Origin of the sequence: Candidatus Clostridium radicumherbarum, assembly GCF_045310525.1 — a bacterium.
In the GTDB taxonomy this organism is placed as follows: Bacteria; Bacillota; Clostridia; order Clostridiales; family Clostridiaceae; genus Clostridium_AT; species Clostridium_AT radicumherbarum.
Genome location: NZ_JBJHZY010000006.1, coordinates 51,972 through 71,795, shown reverse-complemented (window position 1 = coordinate 71,795; position 19,824 = coordinate 51,972). Strand labels below are relative to the sequence as shown.

The 19,824-nt window shown below is 28.5% G+C and carries 32 protein-coding genes; all 32 read right to left on the bottom strand.

What is annotated here, in order from left to right; all coding sequences use genetic code 11:
- Nucleotides 1-19 precede the first annotated feature (19 nt).
- Nucleotides 20-832 (bottom strand): TnsA endonuclease C-terminal domain-containing protein, encoded by an 813-nt coding sequence (locus ACJDUH_RS18935; protein WP_406766794.1) that lies wholly within the window; start codon nt 830-832, stop codon nt 20-22.
- 9 nt (nt 833-841) lie between these two features.
- The gene (locus ACJDUH_RS18930) at nt 842-1,114 is read right to left on the bottom strand and encodes a hypothetical protein (protein WP_406766793.1); all 273 of its coding nucleotides are present in this window, start codon (nt 1,112-1,114) and stop codon (nt 842-844) included.
- 180 nt (nt 1,115-1,294) lie between these two features.
- On the bottom strand, nt 1,295-1,753 hold the full coding sequence (locus tag ACJDUH_RS18925) for a hypothetical protein (RefSeq protein WP_406766792.1): 459 nt from the start codon (nt 1,751-1,753) through the stop codon (nt 1,295-1,297).
- Between the two features lie 210 nt (nt 1,754-1,963).
- Nucleotides 1,964-2,209, bottom strand: coding sequence for a hypothetical protein (locus ACJDUH_RS18920; protein ID WP_406766791.1), 246 nt, complete (start codon nt 2,207-2,209; stop codon nt 1,964-1,966).
- A 92-nt stretch (nt 2,210-2,301) separates the two neighbouring features.
- Nucleotides 2,302-2,652, bottom strand: coding sequence for an SdpI family protein (locus ACJDUH_RS18915; protein ID WP_406766790.1), 351 nt, complete (start codon nt 2,650-2,652; stop codon nt 2,302-2,304).
- Nucleotides 2,653-2,735: 83 nt separating this feature from the next.
- Nucleotides 2,736-3,047 carry a hypothetical protein gene (locus ACJDUH_RS18910; protein WP_406766789.1) on the bottom strand — a complete coding sequence of 104 codons (312 nt, stop codon included), beginning with the start codon at nt 3,045-3,047 and terminating at the stop codon, nt 2,736-2,738.
- 182 nt (nt 3,048-3,229) lie between these two features.
- Nucleotides 3,230-3,988, bottom strand: coding sequence for a DUF4304 domain-containing protein (locus ACJDUH_RS18905; RefSeq protein ID WP_406766788.1), 759 nt, complete (start codon nt 3,986-3,988; stop codon nt 3,230-3,232).
- Nucleotides 3,989-4,090: 102 nt separating this feature from the next.
- Nucleotides 4,091-4,690 carry a hypothetical protein gene (locus tag ACJDUH_RS18900; protein WP_406766787.1) on the bottom strand — a complete coding sequence of 200 codons (600 nt, stop codon included), beginning with the start codon at nt 4,688-4,690 and terminating at the stop codon, nt 4,091-4,093.
- 160 nt (nt 4,691-4,850) lie between these two features.
- Nucleotides 4,851-5,339: a hypothetical protein gene (locus tag ACJDUH_RS18895; protein WP_406766786.1), complete on the bottom strand. Its 489-nt coding sequence runs from the start codon at nt 5,337-5,339 to the stop codon at nt 4,851-4,853.
- Nucleotides 5,340-5,523: 184 nt separating this feature from the next.
- Nucleotides 5,524-5,964 carry a hypothetical protein gene (locus ACJDUH_RS18890; RefSeq protein WP_406766785.1) on the bottom strand — a complete coding sequence of 147 codons (441 nt, stop codon included), beginning with the start codon at nt 5,962-5,964 and terminating at the stop codon, nt 5,524-5,526.
- Between the two features lie 170 nt (nt 5,965-6,134).
- On the bottom strand, nt 6,135-6,419 hold the full coding sequence (locus ACJDUH_RS18885; protein WP_406766784.1) for an NUDIX hydrolase: 285 nt from the start codon (nt 6,417-6,419) through the stop codon (nt 6,135-6,137).
- A gap of 6 nt (nt 6,420-6,425) precedes the next feature.
- On the bottom strand, nt 6,426-6,665 hold the full coding sequence (locus tag ACJDUH_RS18880) for a hypothetical protein (RefSeq protein ID WP_406766783.1): 240 nt from the start codon (nt 6,663-6,665) through the stop codon (nt 6,426-6,428).
- Between the two features lie 59 nt (nt 6,666-6,724).
- On the bottom strand, nt 6,725-7,258 hold the full coding sequence (locus ACJDUH_RS18875) for a hypothetical protein (RefSeq protein ID WP_406766782.1): 534 nt from the start codon (nt 7,256-7,258) through the stop codon (nt 6,725-6,727).
- Nucleotides 7,259-7,328: 70 nt separating this feature from the next.
- Nucleotides 7,329-7,832, bottom strand: a complete 504-nt coding sequence (locus ACJDUH_RS18870; RefSeq protein ID WP_406766781.1) for a hypothetical protein — start codon at nt 7,830-7,832, stop codon at nt 7,329-7,331.
- A 107-nt stretch (nt 7,833-7,939) separates the two neighbouring features.
- The gene (locus tag ACJDUH_RS18865; RefSeq protein WP_406766780.1) at nt 7,940-8,602 is read right to left on the bottom strand and encodes a hypothetical protein; all 663 of its coding nucleotides are present in this window, start codon (nt 8,600-8,602) and stop codon (nt 7,940-7,942) included.
- Between the two features lie 194 nt (nt 8,603-8,796).
- Nucleotides 8,797-9,003, bottom strand: coding sequence for a hypothetical protein (locus tag ACJDUH_RS18860; RefSeq protein ID WP_406766779.1), 207 nt, complete (start codon nt 9,001-9,003; stop codon nt 8,797-8,799).
- 187 nt (nt 9,004-9,190) lie between these two features.
- Nucleotides 9,191-9,484 carry a hypothetical protein gene (locus ACJDUH_RS18855; RefSeq protein WP_406766778.1) on the bottom strand — a complete coding sequence of 98 codons (294 nt, stop codon included), beginning with the start codon at nt 9,482-9,484 and terminating at the stop codon, nt 9,191-9,193.
- Nucleotides 9,485-9,586: 102 nt separating this feature from the next.
- Entirely contained in the window at nt 9,587-10,003 is a 417-nt protein-coding gene (locus ACJDUH_RS18850) for a hypothetical protein (protein ID WP_406766777.1), read from the bottom strand.
- Between the two features lie 105 nt (nt 10,004-10,108).
- Nucleotides 10,109-10,618, bottom strand: coding sequence for a GNAT family N-acetyltransferase (locus tag ACJDUH_RS18845; RefSeq protein ID WP_406766776.1), 510 nt, complete (start codon nt 10,616-10,618; stop codon nt 10,109-10,111).
- A gap of 97 nt (nt 10,619-10,715) precedes the next feature.
- Nucleotides 10,716-11,498: a sugar phosphate isomerase/epimerase family protein gene (locus tag ACJDUH_RS18840; RefSeq protein ID WP_406766775.1), complete on the bottom strand. Its 783-nt coding sequence runs from the start codon at nt 11,496-11,498 to the stop codon at nt 10,716-10,718.
- A gap of 98 nt (nt 11,499-11,596) precedes the next feature.
- Nucleotides 11,597-12,142: a GNAT family N-acetyltransferase gene (locus tag ACJDUH_RS18835; RefSeq protein WP_406766774.1), complete on the bottom strand. Its 546-nt coding sequence runs from the start codon at nt 12,140-12,142 to the stop codon at nt 11,597-11,599.
- A gap of 106 nt (nt 12,143-12,248) precedes the next feature.
- Complete coding sequence (locus tag ACJDUH_RS18830; RefSeq protein ID WP_406766773.1) at nt 12,249-12,752, bottom strand: HIT family protein; 504 nt, start codon at nt 12,750-12,752, stop codon at nt 12,249-12,251.
- A gap of 129 nt (nt 12,753-12,881) precedes the next feature.
- Complete coding sequence (locus ACJDUH_RS18825; RefSeq protein ID WP_406766772.1) at nt 12,882-13,361, bottom strand: HIT family protein; 480 nt, start codon at nt 13,359-13,361, stop codon at nt 12,882-12,884.
- Between the two features lie 339 nt (nt 13,362-13,700).
- Complete coding sequence (locus tag ACJDUH_RS18820) at nt 13,701-14,018, bottom strand: GNAT family N-acetyltransferase (RefSeq protein ID WP_406766771.1); 318 nt, start codon at nt 14,016-14,018, stop codon at nt 13,701-13,703.
- Between the two features lie 101 nt (nt 14,019-14,119).
- A complete protein-coding gene (locus tag ACJDUH_RS18815) occupies nt 14,120-14,686 on the bottom strand; it encodes a GNAT family N-acetyltransferase (RefSeq protein ID WP_406766770.1) in 567 nt (188 codons plus the stop codon).
- Between the two features lie 105 nt (nt 14,687-14,791).
- The gene (locus ACJDUH_RS18810) at nt 14,792-15,316 is read right to left on the bottom strand and encodes a GNAT family N-acetyltransferase (protein WP_406766769.1); all 525 of its coding nucleotides are present in this window, start codon (nt 15,314-15,316) and stop codon (nt 14,792-14,794) included.
- An 80-nt stretch (nt 15,317-15,396) separates the two neighbouring features.
- Complete coding sequence (locus tag ACJDUH_RS18805) at nt 15,397-15,894, bottom strand: 2'-5' RNA ligase family protein (RefSeq protein WP_406766768.1); 498 nt, start codon at nt 15,892-15,894, stop codon at nt 15,397-15,399.
- Between the two features lie 126 nt (nt 15,895-16,020).
- Nucleotides 16,021-16,230: a hypothetical protein gene (locus ACJDUH_RS18800; RefSeq protein ID WP_406766767.1), complete on the bottom strand. Its 210-nt coding sequence runs from the start codon at nt 16,228-16,230 to the stop codon at nt 16,021-16,023.
- A gap of 192 nt (nt 16,231-16,422) precedes the next feature.
- The gene (locus ACJDUH_RS18795; protein WP_406766766.1) at nt 16,423-17,022 is read right to left on the bottom strand and encodes a GNAT family N-acetyltransferase; all 600 of its coding nucleotides are present in this window, start codon (nt 17,020-17,022) and stop codon (nt 16,423-16,425) included.
- 256 nt (nt 17,023-17,278) lie between these two features.
- The gene (locus tag ACJDUH_RS18790; protein ID WP_406766765.1) at nt 17,279-17,845 is read right to left on the bottom strand and encodes a tyrosine-type recombinase/integrase; all 567 of its coding nucleotides are present in this window, start codon (nt 17,843-17,845) and stop codon (nt 17,279-17,281) included.
- A gap of 185 nt (nt 17,846-18,030) precedes the next feature.
- Nucleotides 18,031-19,092 (bottom strand): hypothetical protein, encoded by a 1,062-nt coding sequence (locus tag ACJDUH_RS18785; RefSeq protein WP_406766764.1) that lies wholly within the window; start codon nt 19,090-19,092, stop codon nt 18,031-18,033.
- 291 nt (nt 19,093-19,383) lie between these two features.
- Entirely contained in the window at nt 19,384-19,788 is a 405-nt protein-coding gene (locus ACJDUH_RS18780) for a hypothetical protein (protein WP_406766763.1), read from the bottom strand.
- Nucleotides 19,789-19,824 lie beyond the last annotated feature (36 nt).

Genomic DNA, 19,824 nt, shown 5'->3' with positions numbered 1-19,824 from the left:
CTCCTTCTATTTTTATTAATCAAATTTGAATTTTATTGAAAGGTTCATTCACATTTATTATTTTGTTCATATCAACCTTTAACAACTTAGTTGCGATCGCATATTTAAATATAAATAATCCCGTTCCATTTTCTAAATTGAATTGTTGGTCAATTCTTGAGCAAATCTCTCTTATTACTTTTTCACTAATTTTAATTTCCTCTATTAAAGAACTGCACAAATATGTCAGATTATCATTTGATAACCCTCTATCTTGATATGTATATAGAGAAGAATGCACCCATTCAATATTCTTTGCCTTTAGAATAGGTATTTCTTTCTGAGTAATTATTCCCCAATCAATTCCTTTGTTTTCCCAATATCGCCTTTCTATTTCCAATTTCTCTAAAGATATTTTTTTAGAAAGTTCTGATGCACCCTTAATACTTCTTGCAATATATCTTTTGCCATTATCCTTATCTTTTATAGTTAATAAAAATGTAGTAGATAAAACATAGTTTACTCCAGTATTTTTGTCCTTAAATGAATCAAAATTCAAATCACCCTTCTCTTTTATAATTTCTTGAACATCAAACAATGGAAAATGTTCTCTTATATCAATTACATCATCTTCAAACTCAAATAAATAAAAACATCTAGATTCACTATCTGTCTGAAAATGATGTATCCTTTGAGTTTTGAAACCAAATATTCTAGATGCTCTACCAAGTGAAGGAAAGTCTTGGATTGTAATCCATGGTTTATATTCTTTTAACTCTCCCTGACCTCTTCCTTCCTTGATAAATTTATCAATCTTACCTTGATTCCAAGTGTTATAATCTCTTTTAGCCATAAATATCTCCTACTTTCTGTAATATTTATAGATTTGAAACAATACAAAAAAGGTATATAAAACTGCTATAATCAAGTTAAATCCTGGAGTAAAGATAACCACACCAACTGAAATAATTAGTAATAGAATATGTCTCCAATCGCTCAAATCCATACTTACCTTAATCCTTTTACCTTTCGTATTATCATTAAATACTTCAGGAAACCCATTCTCTATAAAAATACATAAAATTATTATTAGTACCGCTGCTGGTGTACTCATTGCTAGAAAGCCTTTAATCACAGAACCGCCTCCCTCATGTGCCAAAAAATAAAAAGAACTACTTGTTATTTGCCTATTAGGCAACCACATACTTTTTTTTAAAAAGTATGTACCAAACAAGTAGTTCTGCAATTTTTTTTTAAATTTATTTATATTTTTCCTTAATTATATCACTTTAAAATTCCAAATGAAATACTGCATTTAATTCAAAATCGTAAATTGGGAAACATCATAACTAGACAAAAATTCATAATAATCCTTTATTTCGTCTGTATCTAGAGTATCATTTATCTTATCCAAACCAATTACAAAATCCATGTATTCTATACTCTGCTTATTATTTAATATTACTGTTCCTGTTAAAGGAGCGGTATTCTCAACAGCATATCTAAATATTAAAAACTCAGAAACTGTTAGCATTATATCCTTTTCTACAAGATTTGTAGACTTATTATTCTGCAATTCTTCTGTAATTTTTTCAATACTTTTCATATCTTCCTTTAAGCATGGATTTAAAGTATGCTGCAACTCTTCTTCTAAATAACCATAAAAAATCTCACTGCTTACTATCAACCTATCTACAATACTTTTATAAATCTTTACCTTAACTGTTTCATTTATAAATTTGTTATATACTACTTCTCCTACTAAGTTACCCATCACAAAAATCCTCCTTAATAAATACCTTCATAATTGTATATATAGTAATTTATAAAATCTTGATTTAAAGATTCAAGTATTTAATAAACTCAACTTATATGTCAGATAATAGAGTTTGTAGGGAAAATAAGAATGTTTTTTGGTAAATAAAAAAGAGCAAATTTTATGCTCTTAAATTAAAATAGTGTGGTAGTAGGTTATATAAAAATATTATTTATTAACTTTTGTTCTATGAACAGTAAATAATATGAACGTAGGTATTAGTGCTATAATCAAGGAAGGTAAAATATTCGATGAAAAAGTTCTTATATAGTATTCTCGAAATTTATCCCAAATCGTTGCCCCAGCAACCCAATCTATTTTTACAAACATTGAATTTCTTGTATATCCGACCAAAAAGAATGCTATTATAAGCGAAATAATAAAAGTAATTATTACTTTTGTTTTCTTTCTCAAACCACCCATCTCCATAATAATATTCTCATTTATTTTATACAATATAAAATTCAAAATAGTACGTTTTACAAGAAAAATATGAACTAATCTTATTAATTCTGCTTCTTTATTCCATTCTTATCGAATAATTTTCTTAAATGTATTTCTGTAAATATAATGCTTACTATAAAAAGTATAAACAAAACTAATATTGATAGGTTTTTTGATAAGTTATTGCTATATAAGTATCTCATTAAGATTGATAAAGGTATAAAAATAATACCAGAAAATAAAAGCATAGTTCCACAAAAGTGATTTCCTTCACACCAAGTATCTTTATTCTTCATAGCAAAAGGTGTTTTATATCCATGGTTATTATTTATTTGTTCTGGTGGATATGCTCTTAATATAAGCCCAAGTATAGCCACAGCCACCCCAATAATACCACTTGTAAAAAATTCCATAACCTATCCCCTCCACCTTATTTCATTAAAATCTACAGATTTCCATTTATTTTAAATACTTGACTAATGAACCTATAAGAATATTACGAATTCAGGAGATTTGTAGAAAATATTGAAATGGTAAAAGAACTAATCCATATTATGAACCCAAATAAGTCCATATTCATCTTTCCAAATATTTTCAACTCATTTTTTTTGCAATATCTAGATAGCATTTGGATAGCATAAAAACCTCCAAAATATATTAAAAATAAAAGTATTTTAGGAAGTTTCCCAATTAGGTCTTCTGTTTCACCCATTGATAAACCAATAAACATATAGACAATTAATATATCAATTTTAGACCATATTTTCTCAAGTCGTTTATAAATACCTATAAATTTTTGTTTCAACATAATTCATCTCCCTATTATTAATTAAGTATAGGAATAAAAATATGATTTAATTAATTAATTATTATGGTTCAACATTCTTGAAAAATTTAAATTAACTTCACCATAATATACTTAGCCGTCATACAATACTGAGCCGTCATAAAAGAAAAGTCCGAATTAAGTATAACAACTAATTCAACAGTCTATAAAACAATTCCCGCATAATCAATATAACGCTGAATTTCTTCTTTTAAAAAGCCATTCTGTATTCTTCTTAATATTTCTTTTGCCTTTTCCTGCTTTCCATAATTGTAATAAAGGTGTGCTACCTCATACATCATTACTTCATCAGCAAAAGTATTAGGTTCATCATTGTCAATATGCTCTAATAATTTTTCAGCACTGGGAATTGTACTAAAAAATTTAATTATGACATTTTCAATGTCAGAAGCAACAACCTTGTTGAATCCTTCACCAGTCTGTTTATTATATCTGTTGTCCAGTTTACCCTTTAATAACTCCTTTTTCTCATCTTTCCTTGTTTCATTTAGGGAAAATGGAAGTAACCTACTGTTCCATAAATCTAACATATAGGGTGAACAATGAAAATTAGCCAAACCATTTTCCCAACCAATAAGTGAATCAGGTTCCATGTTAAATATTGTTGTCTCCCATTTCTTTTCATATTTTTTTCCTAGTGAATCGTAAAAGGAAGGTATAGCGATTCCCACTTGTAACCAAAACCGGGCATGAACGCTACTATTATCACATGAAAATTTAACATGGCATACTTCTATAAGACCATCACGCTGACGATATAAAGTCTTTCCGTTTTTTCTGAAGCCTCTTCCTTTAAAACCTGGAACAATAACATTATCAAAGGTTTCATGCAGCATATGTGCATAGTTATATTTCTCGGAAAGGCTATCAAGATAAGGACTACCATAAGAAAAATCATCCATATTTAATCACTCTCCATCTAGAGTATATACATTGACTTTGTTGCATAATAATATACTAAGCCGTCATATAAGAAATATGCGAATAAACCAATTCAACTTATTTTACAATTGGATTACAATATCATGACCTATTTGCTTATCTCCAAATTGTAGATTATATTCTTTAAAAACTAATGAAATTCCTGAAATGTTGTCTGGTAGTGGTGGTGATACAGCGAAGTTAAAGTGAAAATGTCCATCTCCGCCTGTTCCATCTTTAAATCGGCATTCATATCGTTCATCAATAAATAATTCAAAACGAGTATGTCGTGGCTGACTCCCTGACAAATCAACTGTATTATCCCAGTCTATATTGAAATTTACTATACTGGCATTAGAGAACTGACGGATTGAAACTACAGAAAAAAGCCTATTATCTATTTCAATAGACCTTAATACTAGTAAATTCCTTTGAAAGCCTTCTGGTTCAACTAAAGGTTTATACATTTTTTCATTCCACAATGAATAAAATATTGATTTTAGCATTTCTTCGTATAAACCAAACTTTTCTGCCCATTTAATTATGTATTCTAAAGTAGGGTAGCCTGGATTATTGTTTGAAATTTCCTTGCGTTGTTTTATTAATTCACATATTTGTTCATCAATCTGCTTAATTCCTTCATCATAATGTGTAGTTGGTTGCTTTAACGATACTCGTTTCATATTATACCTCCTCAGAAGAGTTCCTTCGCACTTTTTACTATTCCGTATTATACCAATTATAACATATATAGTCTGAACCTCGCAGAAAAAATTCCTAATTTATCATAATTAAAAACGCCACAAACTTTTATGCTTGTGACGTTTATAAGAAGACTTCGTCTTATTTAGCAAGTTCCCCACTCTGCCCAAAATGAGTTAAATTACTTACTACATTAAGATATCCTTCTATTTCATATTGGGGACGGTTATTGTCTATTTTATTATTATTATCGTAGTTTTCACTTGGTACAAAGACGTTTAAAATCACTTCTTCATTCGGTTTAATATCTATTTTATTACCTGTTGCCTCAACTTTACATTTATTTGTCATTACTCCACTATTACCTTGTTTTATAGGGTAACTCAAATAAACAGAGTTTTGTTTAATTAAATATTTACTTGTATTTTTTAATACAAGAGTATAAGCAGTACCCGATGGCATACTCTGTGTATTAGTAATACGAATATTAATGGACATGGAATCTTTCGAAAAATCTACTTTGCTAATTTCTTTTCCATTTGTATCTTTTCCTAAAATAAATCCACCCCATGCCGACAAAATTATTAAAACTCCAAATAAAGTTATTAGCATTAATTTTTTTAGATTCATTGACAATCCCCCATTTTGATAAATTTTGTTTCATCATAGATTACAAATGTAACTCAGTATAAAAACATGAGTACATTCAATTTGGTAATAATTCATTTATTTCTTTTTCCACTTCCAAATCCATATAACTCCTTGCCTGACATTGCATCAATCACAGTAGTAGTTGTATCCAATGGCTGCTTTCCTAATAATATATCACCGTTTTGGAGTCATAATTATTTTTATAATCATCAGGCAGTATACCTTTAAAAGTTATTAACCATACTGGTATCTGATTAATATATGTATTTTCTTTCAAAGCGGGATTTGCTTCTAAAATATCTTTAGGAAAAACATTTATAGATCTGTTCTTATCTGTAATAAGACCATATTCTAAATATACCCCTTTGGGTTTAGAATAAGACTTCTTTAGCATATTAATTGCAATATTTCTTATTTTGTTCTTACTAACCTTTGGAATGATTTGAGTTGGTTCTAAAGTTATATTAAGATCTTTTAAATAACTTTCATCTAAGGCAGTGGCAAAGTATATATTCTTATAATTATAGTTGTTTACTACATATACCACTGTGCTAGTCAGTATAATAAGCACAAGTAAAATTATTATCATTAATTTTCTTTTCAATTTTACTCACGCCCTTTTATGAACAATATATAAGTTTAAATAAATTTGTTTGTTCCCTATATACTACAATGAATTAATCATGGATTTACGATTAATTAACCATATAAGAAAAGACATAATTAACTTTCAACAAGTTATAATACATTCTTCAAACTGCCTTGGCAATCATTTTATTTTTTTACTGCTTTATAATCAAGTTTACTGTAAAGATTATTCAAATCATCAGCGGGAGCATACATTGCCTTATAAAATACTCCATTAATTTCAACAATGGGATTAGAAATCATAATTTCTCTCTTACTGCCACCCTTCATAACAAGTGTAATCCATACATCTACGCCTAAATGATAATACCCATCTGGGAGTTGCATTGTTTTAGTTATAGTTTGACCAATTTTATCTCCATTTTTATCAAGTAAATCCCAAATTTCCATTTCGATCACCTTATTAAACATTTTTGCCTATAATTTCTTTTCCTTAATTGCCTTACTTTTAAAGATAAAGGATAACACGAATCCTATAATAATTGGTATTCCATAGGTAACACTTTTAAATATCAAATTCACTGAAAATGGTGCTGAATATTCTGGATGTTGTAGATAATGTTGATAGTCAGTTAATGAATATATCACCGAAAATACTGTCATCATTATAGAAAAGTAAAACAGTAGTGCTGAAGTAATTTTATACTTGTTTTTCATTAATATTTCCCCCTCATAATTAGATGGTCTTTCGCCATTGGTTACAATTGTTGAGAAAATCATTGACCATTCCAAGGTATATATTTGTTTACCATGTCCATTGAAAACATGTGAAAGATATTACCATAACATACATTAACCTCTTCATCACGGTATCCTGTTTTGGGAATCATAATTATGTTTTGGTTTACTATTCCACCACCTGCAACTGGGACTTCAAACATTACCGTTCTTCTAAATTTTTCATTATTAAAGCCAATTACAGTTACTGTTCCAATTTGACTGTTATATCTTTTATTTATTGGTACGGTCACTGTAATATCAGCAACACCATCTTTCACAGTTTTTGTTTTTCCTACAGTTTTACCATTAGAATCAATTATAATTAAATTAATATTTGGAACAGCAGCACCATCAGCAACATTTTCATGGGCTATAATATGCAGTGGATATGTTACTGTACCATCAATGCCTTGAACTTGAGAATTAATAGATGCTGGAGGATTACTTTTGGTTTCGTTTATATCAGAACAAGAAGCAAGGATTGCGATTAAAAAAAGGGATGAAATTATCACATAGATTATTCTTCTCAAAATATACCTCCTTAAATAAGAGCATCATACAAGTTGCGACCAAAATTTAAATGTAGTTAATTATGTACAACTAATTATTTTTTAATGACAACTCTTTTATTTGCCCTTCAACATATTGTTTTGCAACTGATACTATAAACTTAAAATTACTGCTTGTAAATTTGTAATTATCTAGTTTGAATATAACAGGTAGTTCATTTAAATCATATTTTGTTGATAAAATAACCTTACTATCTTTTTTAATTACTACTACATATTGGGCATCATTTACAATTTGATTCTCCATATTATGAAAAAGAAGATATTCAATATAAGTTTTAGTAGTCGTCCATTCTGATCCTACTCTTTTATAAATTTCTTCTGGCGGAAAGTACGGAGCAAATACGTAACATTCATCCCAATCAAAGTCTGCCAGTTCCTTAATATCTACTTCAGAATTTATATTTACCGCTTCTTTCAGTTTATTTTTCAAACCAGCAAAATCCCCGTTTTTTATTCTTATAGACTGATATCTTGGTGTACCAAATATCAAAAATAATATTCCTATTATTAAAATTAATGCGACAATCGGCATAACTTTCTTTTTCTTCAATATAATAAACCTCCCAACTACGTTTTGCTTAAAGAATAATATAAAACTCTTGCGTAGCAAGATAAGAAAATTACGAAACAACTATTATTTTAATCACTTATTTTTTTTAGTTCAAAACATGTTGCCTCTAATAACAAGATAAGTCTATCATTATTAACGATAAAAAAACTTCCAGGTATGCCTAGTTTTGTAGAAGAGTCACTTATAACTATGTATTTTACTTTATCATTTATATTTAAACTTGGGAGATTTATTTTAAATAAACTATAAAAAGAGTCTCTGCTATAGCATATCGCTATAATATTATATAATGGATTTTTTAATTCAAATTGAAAAACATTATAGTTTTTAAGTCCTTTTGTTGAATAGAAGTCTTTTTTGATTATAATTTCATCACCAATAATTTTTTGCCCTGTTGGATATTCTGAAGCATCATTATATGAATTTGCAAATCCTAAAAGTTTCTCAACTTTCCAAGTTCCATAGAAAGATTTTTCAGTTTCACTATCCAAATTTATACGTCCTACAAATGGTTCAGACGTATTGTTTGGAATAATAGACTTATCTGTTTCAGGCTTAGGTTCACTAGAAGTGTTTGCTTGAGAAGTATCTACACCTGGAGAAACCGCTACATTTTCTATGCTATTATTCGAAGTATTTGAAGTTCTTGGAGGTGATGTCTTTTCAACACTTCCACAAGCCGATGATATCATCAACATAATCGCAATATAAGCCAATAATCTTTTTTTCATATTTCACACCCTCATGGCAGCACAATATCGGCTCAATAATTCGCTGATTTTTGTGTAGTCAGCCATTCTCAAACTAAATTTATTTGATTCATACTGGAATCCACTTATAAAATATAGATAATTGAATACGGGGATACAGTAATCAAAAGGACTTAATTACTGCATCCTATAAGAATATTATGTCCTTCAAAACACTATTCGTGTTCCTGTTTTATAATTTTAATTACCTTTTGAGTACATATTACTGATAACGGAATGTTTATAATAATAAGGATAAAAAGTGAAATTATGTCCGTTAAGGTGTTGAACGGTACGAATCTATCCCATATAAATTTTAGTATCTCGAAAAAAAATACAAAGAAGGCAATGGAAATTATTCCAAAAACTATACGCTTCGCCATTACTAAACCTCCAATTCAAATGTTTTAAATTCAATATATCTCACCACACCATATTATACCAATTATAACATATATAGTCTTAACCTCGTAACAAAAATTCCTAACTTGCCTTAATTAAAAACGCCACAAACTTTTATGCTTGTGACGCTTAATTAGAAGAGTGCGTATTAATATAAATCAAATACTATCAGAAGTTTTTAATGTCATTTTTGTCATGGACACTCTTTCGCTTAATTAAAATTGCATAAATAAAATATATTACTAAATAAACTATAAATATATCTACAGAAAGTAAAACCACATCAATAGTATTTGACATTAATAATGTAAGCCCTATTCTATTAGTATTATGAACTGTAAAAAAAGGAAATGGATACCCATATTTTGCAACAAATCCATCTGTAGATTGATAAGGAAGTACATAAGTAGACAACAAAGTTATCCATAAAGACCAATTGAAAAAACTCCTATTAAATTTCATAAACCTACCTCATTTATTCTAAATATTTTTTATAGTAAATACGTAATGGGATACTGATCCGTCATACAAAAATAATGTGTCTTACTTGTTTTTTTAATATTATTATTTGATTATCTTTATTGAAGTTAATGGGATTGTTATATTTTTATTATCGAAACCCACAAATAGAGAAACATTCTCATAGTTTCTTTCTAAATACCTTATAGAATCGAAATAACATCTATATATACCAGCATGTGAAAATTTATCTTGTTCTATTTTTAATTTGTCATTATATACGCTTTTTCCATTAACTAAAATTTCAACAAAGACTTCTGAAGGCGGTTCAGATTCCTCATTCACTAATGTAATTACTAATTCATTATTATAGCCTGTATTTATATTTAGAGATGCATTGCACATATCATTATCCACTGTAATGTCAATGGTCTTATTTTTCTCGATATTACAACTTGTCATATAAAAAACCATTCCTATAGAAAGAATAATTAAGATAATTTTATATGGATTTCTTTTCATAAATATCACCATTTAAAATTTTATTCACTTTACTAATAACTTCTCACTAAATTAAGAGGTTTTAATTTACATTTGTTCAACAATATAAGAATACTCCGACATGAATCAACTCGAAGTATTTACATTATTATTAAAACTTTGAATAGGCCCATCCCAAGTTTTAGTACCATTTGTAAGTTCCTCAAAGTTATTAGATGTATATTGTTTAATTACTTTATGCCAAAAAATATGAGAACTTTTATTTTGTGGCAATTGCTTCACTTCCCAGTTTCCATGGAATTTATCAAACACCTCAAAAGCAACTATCTTTCCTATTCCTCTTTTTCTATATTTCTTTAATATAAAAAATTCTGCAATCGCATAGTCAGTTTGAGATGATTTAACAACACTATATTTATTAACAAGGATAAATCCTGCCAATTTATCATCGACTTTAATTATATATGGATATCTATCTTCTTCTGTCCAATAATTGTCTAAATAACTATAATCGTATAAACCATGTTCATTTAAATCACTATCCTCATATTCCGATAAATCATAATTATATAATTCCATCATATTTCTTATAATTAATTTATTAATTTTACTCGCTTCTTTTAATTCTATTTTCACTTTAGTGTACCCCCAAAACACTGTTTTTAAATATTGAACAATAAATTACAACAACGACTCTTACAAAGAAAAATGTATACTAAAATATAGTTGTTTTTCATAGAAATATATTTGTAACTTTTTCGTTTGCCAGCATCAAAAATTCATGTGCTGAAATTCCATAATATTGCTTTGAAAACTCATTAGTAACTTCTAGCGATATAGCACCAGAATAACTTGTCGACTTTATTTTTCGTACAATAGAGTCCCAATTTATTGTTCCCTCACCTGGTATTCTATGTTGATCATCAGTCCCATCATTATCATGTAAATGTAAAGCCATAAGTTTATCTCCATATGTACTTAACAAATCTGTTCCTTTAGAATAACAGTTTTCATGTCCGCTATCATAGCAAAATCCAAGTCTGCTAGATTGAATATTTAAGAATACAAATTGAAGGTATTCAGGCCTTCTTAAATTTTCAAGTGCTATATTTACGCCTTTTTGTTCTGCTAGTTCAACAAGATATTTAATCCTATCTAAACCAAGCAGCGTTGGTTGGGGTGGTGTATCTCCGTTGGTAAGATGAATTACTGCTGTAGGAATATTTTGTTGAGAGCAATCTATAATACATTGTGAATATCTCTTAACAATATCTTCAGCATTTATAGTCTGCGTCCAAATACAATTGGTATTATCGAATGGAGCATGTACATTCTCTACATTCAATCCAACAGTCCTCGCCATTCCTGGTAAGAGTTTTTTATTGCCATCATAATTAATGAATTCATCACCCCACCATAGAAATACATTATCGAAACCAGATTCCTTTATTAACTTAAATCTCTCCTTATTTTCTATCTGGTATCCAAACCAGTAAGATATACCTGTTTTAATCATTGATATCACTCCACATTAATTCGGATTTATTTACCATTCTCATTAATCACTAAATAATGATTGATGAATCTTTTAAGAAGATTGGTATTAATTCCAATTCAAAATATTATTTTATTGTAAATTCGATAATAATAAAAAGGCTTTTCTTTAGAGTCTCCACTGTTTAAAATTATTTTGGTATCAAGTTTATTAAATCCACACTTTTCAACTACTCTTTGTGATGAAATATTATCAGGTTCAACAATAGCAATTAGATAATCAAGTTTTAAATTAGTAAATGCCCACTCAGTCATTGCCTTTGAAGCCTCACTTATGTATCCATTATTACTATATTCTTCTGAAATAAAGTATGCTATTTCTATCTCGTTATTTAGTTCTTCCTTATTTCCAATACCCACCATGCCTATAAGTTGCTTATTGGATTTAAGAGTAACTGCAATCATTATTCTTGCAACATTTTTTGTTGCTTTCAAATAATTGCTTTGAACCCAACTTATCCACTCCATTCTTTCTGCCACTGTTCTTTTCCAATCTGGCATCCATTTTAGTATATAAGGTTGACTACATATAGAATGTAATTCCTCCACATCATTTACAGTAAATTCTCTTAATATAAGCCTTTCAGTTCTAATATTAATACTCAATCTTGCCTTTCTCCTTTTAGAATACTATTTATGTACTTCATCATAACTTACGATCGTGACACAAAATAAGAAAGTTGCGAATTAAATGTTATTGCTCTTTCTTGAGTTATATTAATTCTTTCATTTTTTGCTTATATATTTCAACTGTTTCATAATAATCCATAATAATCCCATCTTCTTTAACAAAGTTTTTAAAACCAATTGTCTCTCCTTTTAACCGTGGGAATAGCGAAAAATGAAGGTGGTTTCTTTTACCATCGCAAACAGTACACATGTATACTTTTTCTGCACCAATAATTTCTTTATGTAACTTTATGATTTCATTTGCTATTTTTAATATGTAAGTACCTAATTCAAGAGGCATTTCAGAAATGTCCTCATAATGTTCCTTTGATACTATTACTGTCTGACCAGTTGTCCTTGGGAATTTTTCAAATTGACATCTTACTTTATCATCCTCATAAAAAATTAAACCTTCATCAGGAAATATATCTCCTGTTTTAAAATTATAGCATCCGAAGCATATGTCTTTTTCTTGTAATTCTTTTATTCTATTGAATCTTTGCTTCAAAACTATTTTTTCGCTTTCAGATAATGGTTTAATATACAAGTTAATCCCTCCTTATTATTTAAAATGATACTAATTATTTTACCTAACCCTTTTAATCTTTGCTTCGCTATATTTAACTGTTATGTTACATCTTAGCAAGAATGTGTATGTGTAGTTGTCCATTTAGATTTACAGACAATCATTATTAATGTTTGTAAAATAATTTTTCAACTTACTGGCATACTCAATACGTTCTTCTGGTTTAGATAACTCTCTGTCAGTTAAATACAAATTATCATCTTTATATCTTGGGAACACATGTAAGTGATAATGCCAAACATCTTGGTTGCCACAAGGTTCATTATGTTGTCTTGAAGACACTCCATCACATTTGTAAACCTCTTTAAGTGCAATAGCAATTTTCCTTTCTAATTTATGAATCCTTGCAGAAATTTCATCTGGTAAATCATAAATGTTCTCAAAATGACTATTAGGAATAATAATTAAATTTCCCTTATTATTCTTATACTGGCCCGCACTAATAAACGCTGTTATATAATTATCCTTATACACAATGTCTGCTTGTTTAGTCTGAACATGTTCGTTTTCAATACCACCTACAACTAAACAAAATGGACAAATATAATCTTTTGGTGCATGATTATACATTTTTTATTCCCCCATATAGACAATTCATAACATCCTACTATTCCGTATTATACCAATTATAACATATAAAGTCTGAAGCTCGTAGCAAAAATTCCTAATTTGTCATAATTAAAAACGCCACAAACTTTTATGCTTGTGACGCTTAATTTTAATATTCCGAAGTAAAAGTTAATAATTATATTCGTGATTACCAACACATATTTTTTGAGTCAATATTTCATTTTCCCATGGCTTTCTTATTTCAATAAGGTTTAAGACATTGTAGCCCATCTTAGATAGAAATTTAATCATCTTATCATTGTTAGGGTGAACCCAGTTAAAAACAGTAGTGCCGCCTAATCAACTTGCTATATTCTCTACTTCTTTATACAGTCTTAAGGCTATACCACTTCTTCTTACAGCATTTAAAACAAATATAGACTCTACCCAAACTACACTTCCTTCAATTCTACAAACTAAATAGCCTAACAGTTCATTATCATTTTCAGCAACAAAAATAGGGTACTTCGCTTCAATATACTCTCGAAATTCTTCCTTGACTAGGTCTATTTTAGGCTTTGATGTAATTCCTTTAAGTCGTCTTAATTCTACTCTAAATTGTGCTATTAGACTTGATATTTTAACTTCATCTTCAATTTTGGCTAACCGAACAAGCATTATTTTCACCTCTATTAGTAATTCACCTTATAAGGAAATTACACACTAAAAAATCTAAGATTTTTTTTAATATATGAAAGCAGTGCTTTTAAAAGAACAATCTATTTTGCACTAATGCAATACTCTTTCTTCAGTATAGAAAGCATTATCATATCATGACAACTACCTCTCCAATAACTACGCTCTCTTAAAATACCCTCCTTAATAAAACCTAACTTCTCAAGAACTTTAATTGATGCTATATTTTCTGTTGATACTGTGGCTTCAATTCTATTAACATCAAAAGTATTAAATGTGAATTTCATTATTTCACTTAATGCTTCAGTCATAATACCCATGTTCCAATATTCTGGGCTTAAATCATATCCAAAATCTGCTCTCACTTTTGGAATTTCAATTTCACATTTGCAGAAGCCAATAATTTCAGGGTTGTTTTTCAAAGAAATTCCCCAAAATATGGCTTGTTTTCGCTTGAAAACCTCACAGAACCAATTAATCATATCCCCTGCTTGCTTTATATTTGTAAACAGTTCAAAAGTATCATACTTTATAACTTCAATATTGCTTAAAATTTTATATATACTTTCTGCATCTTCTTGTTTTATCTCTCTCAGATTTAACCTTTCTGTGGTTATCTCTGGAAATACACTAAATATTTCATCTCCCATAACTTTATCCCTCAATTCATTTTATATTCCTACGCATTTTCTTACCAACGAGTCGCAAGATATTAAGAATGCGAATTTGTCTATCTATAAATTATGCTAATAATTTTAATCTAAAGTTATCCAATATCTTTGTGTAATTCTATTTTCTTCTGGTATTTCATTTTCCAATATCCCACCATTATTAATGATAGTCTTTGCTGATGCAACATTATCTTTACCGAAAGTAATTAGAACTTTATTAATATTTAATTTCACACATTCTGTTAAGGCTAATGCTAACATTTCAGTTGCATATCCTTTACGTCTTTGTGATTTCCTAATACTATACCCTATATGTCCACCGAAATTTACTAAATAATCATTTAGAACATGTCTAATATCAATCATCCCAATTAAATAGCCATCATTAATAGAAATTGCCATATATGTAGTCGCAGGAACTAATCCTTCTCTTACAGTTTCTTCTTCTAAATTATCACAAAATGCACCATACCATTCTTCAAAAGTTTCTGCATTTTTCAAACCTGCAGTACCATCCATACTATCTCCATTTTCAATAAATTCTCTTTTATAATCCATAAGTTTCTCTTTATACTCTGGTGCTGGTAAAACTAATTTTAGTCTGCTCATTCCCTTCCTCCAATTATATAAATATATTTAAGTTCATCATGAAATACATTGCCTAACAATATAAGAAATGCATAATATACTTATAGTAACTTTTCTTCTAAAATAAATCGAGTTGGCCAAAACTCATATAAACAAATGGATTCTATTCTCCCATTAAAACTTTTAAAATTATTTGCTACATAAGGTATTGCCCTTTGAATTGTCTCGTGATCATCTATGAGCATAGTTGTATGGGCTGTCCATTCTAAACCATCAGCAAAATCATTATTGAAATATTGTTGTAAATCTAATAATTCATGGTTTGCCGAAGGTGCTATAAACAAAACATCCAGTCCAAAGAGTCCAATATTGCTTAATCTAATGTCAAATTTATGAAACTGCTCTGATACCATTTTCACTTTCTCTTTAATCAATGCTTCTTGTGATATATCAAAACTCCCAAGAGTGACATGACTCGGTAAGTTAGGTGTTTGCTTCCCGATAAACCCATTATCTGCTAATAAATTTTGAATTTCTTTTAACTTTTGTTCTGTTTCCATATCATATTGAGCCATGACACAAAGAAATTTATCTTTCACAATTTTAGACCTCCCATTAAAAATTAATCATTCTTGTACTATAAACTATGCTTGCTATTTTGTTGTACTCTAGTGACACAAAATAAGAAAACTGCGAATTAATATTAATCTTAAATAGTGGTAAAATCAATTACTATGCCCATTATTAGGTGCAAGACGATATGCTAAATAACTAATAAATATAATTACTGCATTTACGATTATGTAATTCCATATAGACATACCCGTTAATCCATGATTAACACCTATCCTATCTACTATGTACATTGCTATATTGCCTAAAATCAGACTTAATAGATAAATCATTGCAAATTTAATAAGTTTAGTTTTCTCCATATTACTCCCCCATATTATTACTTTACTTAACTCTGTCGCAATAAAATACAATTGTTCAACAATAGAAGAACATTATCCTGTACCTCCTTGTCCAACTTCTCTAACAAAAGTATATTCTTTTTCCCTGATTAATTTGATTATATCCCCTGGAATCTTATACATCCAATTCATCCCTATTTCATAATTAATATATTAGAAAAATCCGCCTGACCGTAAAACAAAAATACTATTAAAAGAACTAAAAAATTTATTCTTTATATCATATTCCATTAACCAGCAGTCTTTATATTCACCTTCATGTAATTCATGTTTTGGAAGTAATTTTACTTTCACAAATCCGCACTTTTCATAACATTTAATTGCTCTTTCATTCCAAGATTGAGGATCTAGTATAATCTTCCTTGCATCTTTTTCTAATATCAGAAAATTTATCATTGCTTTCATTATTATTTTTCCTATACCTTTCCCCCAATATTTAGATTCACCAATAAATTGGTCAGTTCCAAATATATTCCCTTTAAAATTTGCATATCCATAATCTTTACATTGTTCATCACTAATACAATAAAACTGTATATATCCTATAGGTATCTTAGTATACTCAATTATGCATTTAGTTTTGTCTAAATTTTTATTATAGAATTTCTCTTCTACCATTTGTTCATCGTAAGGATTATTTCTTCCCTCATAGTATTTAAGAACTTGATTATCAGAAAGCCATTTCATAATTAATGCTTTATCAAAACGTTCCAAACTACGAATAGTTAAATTACCAGTTGTACAGTATATCATTATTTTAGCCTTTCTATTATCTAATTTTTCATTTTATTTACTAAATCTTATTATTAATATTCCATATGTAATAATATTGAATTACAACAAATATGTTCTAATTATAACATATTAATGTAAAATTTTATCATCAAAAAAATAAAAAGTAGATATTATCTACTTTTTAAAAAATAATATTACATACATTTCTATGTCTAACTTAATTTCTGTCAATTATATCTACTAATCTTTCTATATTCTTTATATTACGCCATCTTTAAAACTGCACTAATGAATATAATTCATCTTTTGCTTCCTGAGAGATACCTATATATCTTAAAGTGACTTTTTCTGATGCATGATTAAACATGTCCATAATAAGTCCAATGTTGTATCTTGATGCCTTATAAGTCCAGTAACCCCAAGTTTTTCGCAAAGAATGACTAGCAAAATTTTCTAAGCCCACAGCATCGGCAGCCTCTTTTAATATTCTATATGCCTGGGTTGTACTTATGTATTTGTTCTCACCTTTTCTGCTCTGAAATAGATAATCGCCAATGTTAAGGTCGTTACCCCTTACATAGTCTTTTATTGCTTTCCTAAGTTCATCATTTAGCCTGATTTTTTTCTCCTTATTTGTTTTTTTCTCTTTAATAACAAGGTAATCTTTAAACCTCATTGTATCAGTAAAAATATCTGAAGTATTTATACGAACAACATCGCTTATACGTAGTCCTGTATTTAATTGGAACTTGGCTAAAATCCAATTTCTATAGTTAGTTCCTCTTAATTGAGTTAAGAATCTTTCTATTAATTTTTTGTCCTTGATTGGCTCAACAACCATATAAATTCCCCACTTCCTCAAATGTATTATTTTTCTATTATAGCATATAAAACATTACATTCAAACGGAATAACTAAAAAGGTAGTGGGAATATAATCCCTACTACCTTAGATATATCAATGGCACAACCCGATTTGTCGAATGTACGATTTTTAACAAAATCATACATTCAATCCTCATTGATTCTAAAATCCCATATACTTACTTATTTCTTCTATTGATGGAGATACTTTTTTATTTCTAACTTCTAACTTTTTAATTGATAATCCATTAAATAAGCCTTCACATTTATATTGAGTAATTGTTTCATATTCTTTTTTTGTGATAATACTTCCATGTGATGCTTTATTTCTAAGTCTATGTAAGTTATCCAATAAATCTTTTAATTCAAAGTTGGTACTTTCTAAATCTATATCATGTTTTTTTACATATACTTTCATATCATTCCACATTAAATGTGTGTGTGGATTATCCTTAAAATTCAATAATTTTATAATTTCATTTACTTCATGTTCTATAATGGAACAATATTGCTTTACTAATATACTAGGGGCAATTGAAAATCTTTCATCTTTAAAATAATAATCTTCTTCTATTACATCTGCTGCAACAAGGTCTAATACTGAGGATTTATCAAGCCCTGGATATTGAGTTTTATATAGCATATACATGCTATTAATCTTATTACTACTATGCCAATCCACCATAATGAAATCCGCTTCATGTTCTGCCTCATAAATATTGATACTTTGTAATTCATCATCTAAATCTGCAATCATATCAATACTACCAATACAAAAATTAATATCTTTAAAAAGAATACAGTATGCTGCAATTAAAAATGCTTTCATAGCAGTATAACAACAACTTTGATATTCGCCCTTCATGGTGTATTCAGCCAAATTACTTTCCATAATTTCTGCTAAGACCCTTTTATCTTGTTTAGATAACTTTTCTCCCTGCATTGCAATTTCTGTAATTTTATTATTTGGAGAAAATGCTTTAAGGTATTCCTCGTAATGATGTAATTCATCTCGTGATAGAGAAATTAATCCCTGCAAATATTGAATAACAAATTCATCATTAATTTTAGTTCTTTCTAACAATCCTACTGTTTGTTCTATCATACACAAAGCAAAATCTCTTTCTCCTTTAAAAACATTATGCTTCCCTATAATAATTTCCCCATCATCAATAAACATTTTTTTAGTATATTCCATAATTTCACTTTCAGTTATTATTAACATTAAATATCTCCTTATAACACCTTTTATCTATTACAATCTAATCTTAACATATTTTGTAAGTATAAAAAATAAATTCCTAAGTTTAAATAAGTATTTATACTCTTACCAAAAATCTATTTTATGTTATATATTGAGAATTTAGTTTTGATGTGAATTTTGAGAACATGCTAATCACTATTTTACTCTATTAAAATTCAAACTGAAATTCTGTTTTAAAAACGTTCGTTTTTGAAATAGAATAATAGACCAGCAGCAATCTCTGCTTGGTCTATTATTACTAAATTAAAAATCCTATCCATTATAATTCTGAAGAAACTTCCCAAAGTCCTGTTTTAATTCTTCTAGTTTTACAGAATAATAAATATCCGTGGGTGGTATTTTATTTTCTACAAAAGATATACTAATTAGATTGTTTTCTTCCTTGCATAATCGGTCTACTTGTTTTTGCCATTCCTGTGGTTCCTTAAGGATTTGAACATTCATTCTTTTGGTTTTAATATATTCTTTAAAAACCTTGTAGATTTCCTTATCTTCCTTCTTATTTAATATGTCATTAAACTTTTCAATTTGCATTCCCATCCCAATACCTTCTAATTTCTCTGGGTCATCAATTCCTGGTATTGTGGCAAATAAAAAGTTTTTCGTATTTAATCTCTCATCCCTATTTTGATCTGCTTTCATGCTGAAATAATTCATATTAATCCCTCCATATATTTAGTAGGTACGTTATAC